1 protein-coding gene is annotated in these 2,139 nt (G+C 66.9%); it reads right to left on the bottom strand.

Features of this window, described 5'->3' with window-relative positions; genetic code table 11:
• Positions 1-1,512, bottom strand: a 1,512-nt coding sequence (locus VMS22_04210) for a sigma 54-interacting transcriptional regulator (protein HXJ33222.1), incomplete at its 3' end; no start/stop codon positions are given.
• Positions 1,513-2,139: the final 627 nt, after the last annotated feature.

The following is a 2,139-nucleotide window of genomic DNA, read 5'->3' on the forward strand; positions in this document are numbered from 1 at the left end:
ACGATCGCGGGTGATCCCGAGTCGCTGCATACGGTACTGCAGCGTCGTGCGCTTCATCCCCAGACGCGTTGCGGCGCCCCTGGGCCCGCCGAGCACCCAGTTCGCCTCTTCCAGCGCGCGCAGGATGTGCGCGCGTTCGACTCCCTGCAGCGTCGCAGCGGTCTCCACGGGGGCGGCCGCCGTAGTAAGTCGGGGCTGGAGCTCGTCGAGCGGTACTTCGAGGGTCCGGCCGCGTGAGAGGATCAGCGCGCGCTCGACCAGGTTGGCGAGCTCGCGAACGTTGCCCGGCCACGGGTATCGGCGCAGCGCTTCGAGCGTCTCGGCGGAGATGACCTCCACATTCCGATTCATAGAGCGCCCCAGCCGCTGCACGAAGTACCGGACGAGCGCGGGGATGTCCTCCGAGCGCTCGCGCAGCGCCGGTACGTGGATCGGAAAGACGTTCAAGCGGTAGTAGAGGTCGTCCCGAAAGCGGTGCTCCTCCACCATCCGATGGAGATCCCGATTGGTGGCTGCGATCAGGCGCACATCGACTTTGATCGTCTTCGCACTGCCGATGCGCTCGAACTCCTTCTCCTGCAGGACGCGCAGCAGCTTGGGCTGCAGCTCGAGCGGGATCTCGCCGACTTCATCGAGAAACAGCGTGCCGCGATCCGCGACCTCGAAGCGGCCGATCCTCTGCGAGATGGCACCGGTGAACGCGCCCTTCTCGTGCCCGAACAGTTCGCTCTCGAGAAGGCCCGACGGAATCGCGGCGCAGTTGATCTTCACGAACGTGCGCTCGCGACGGGTGCTGCGGTCGTGGATGGCGCGCGCGAGCAGCTCCTTGCCAGTGCCGGTTTCGCCGAGCAGGAGCACGGTCGAGTCGGTCGCTGCGACGATCTCTACCTGTTGGAGCGCGCCGCGCAGCGCCTGGCTGTCTCCGACGATCTCCTCGAACGGGTGCTCGGTCCTGATCTCACTCTCGAGGTACAGGCGCTCTACGGCGAGCTTGTCCCTGAGCTGCGCGATCTCGCGGAACGCCGTGGCGTTCTCGACTGCAACCGCGACGAGCTTCGCGACGTCGCCCATGAAGTCGACCTCGGCTTCCGTGTAGGTCGCTTGCTCGCGACGCCCGAATGCGAGCGAGCCGAGTCGCTTTCGCACCGTTGTGAGTGGTAGGACGCAGAAGCTCTTCGTGCCTTGCTGCCGGATGGCCGTGATCGCCTCGGGCCATCGGGTCTCGGCCGCGACGTCCGGGACGATGAGCGGCTGCTGGGAGAGGATCACGAAGCGAGTCGGCGAGTCTGCTGCCACGACCTCGGGTCGCGGCACGAGCGGCGTCCTCCCGGTCTCCAAGACCGCCGGCTGCACGGCATCGCGCTCCGCGTCGTAGAGCATGAGGCCGACGAAGTCGAAGGGGACGATGAGCTGCAGCTCACCCGCCAGCCGGTCGAAGAGCTCTTCCGGCTCCCGGCACGAAGTGATCGATTCGGCAACGGACAGGAGCGCCCGATAGCGGTCACGGAGCATCGTAAACTCGGTCGAGCCCATTACCATCGATGTAGAGCCGTCTTCGCCACCTGCGGCAGGCAGTAAATGGGGCCGGAGCGTCGGCCGCCTATCGTAGCTTGTGTTCCCGTTCAGAGGCTCCCCTAGCTTGGCATGATTCGCACTGGGAGATGACATGGAGATCGCCCGCCTCCCCGCCCGCTGCGCCCCGCATCGCGGCGTCGTCTCGGCATCTGCCATTGCGCGCTGCGCCCCAAGGCTGCGACAACCCGATGTACACAGTAGTGTGTAGACTGCTGCCATCCACTGACTTCGGCGAGCTACGTGGAAGCCGGGCGACTCCAGACGCAGCAGGCCAGGGAGGCGAGAATCACGACGTCCGAGAAGACCTGGCCGCCGCCCCGCTGCGGAGGTGCGGCTTTAAGGCCGAGAGCACGCCGAGGCCCGCGATCAACACGAGAAGCGCAGTCAAACGGCCAGACACGGGAACCTCCTTTGAGTGTCTGACCCGCTTCGCCTCGCGCGCTACGGGCGGGCTGAGTCCGGGAGCAGCGCGCGGCGCGCGGCTTCGACGTCGACGAGCGGCCGGGCGCGCAGCTCCGCGATTTCGTCGGCGACGTAGGGAGTGAAGCTCGCGGCCGCCTCGCC

The organism is Candidatus Eisenbacteria bacterium, assembly GCA_035577985.1.
Classification (GTDB): domain Bacteria; phylum Desulfobacterota; class Binatia; order DP-6; family DP-6; genus DATJZY01.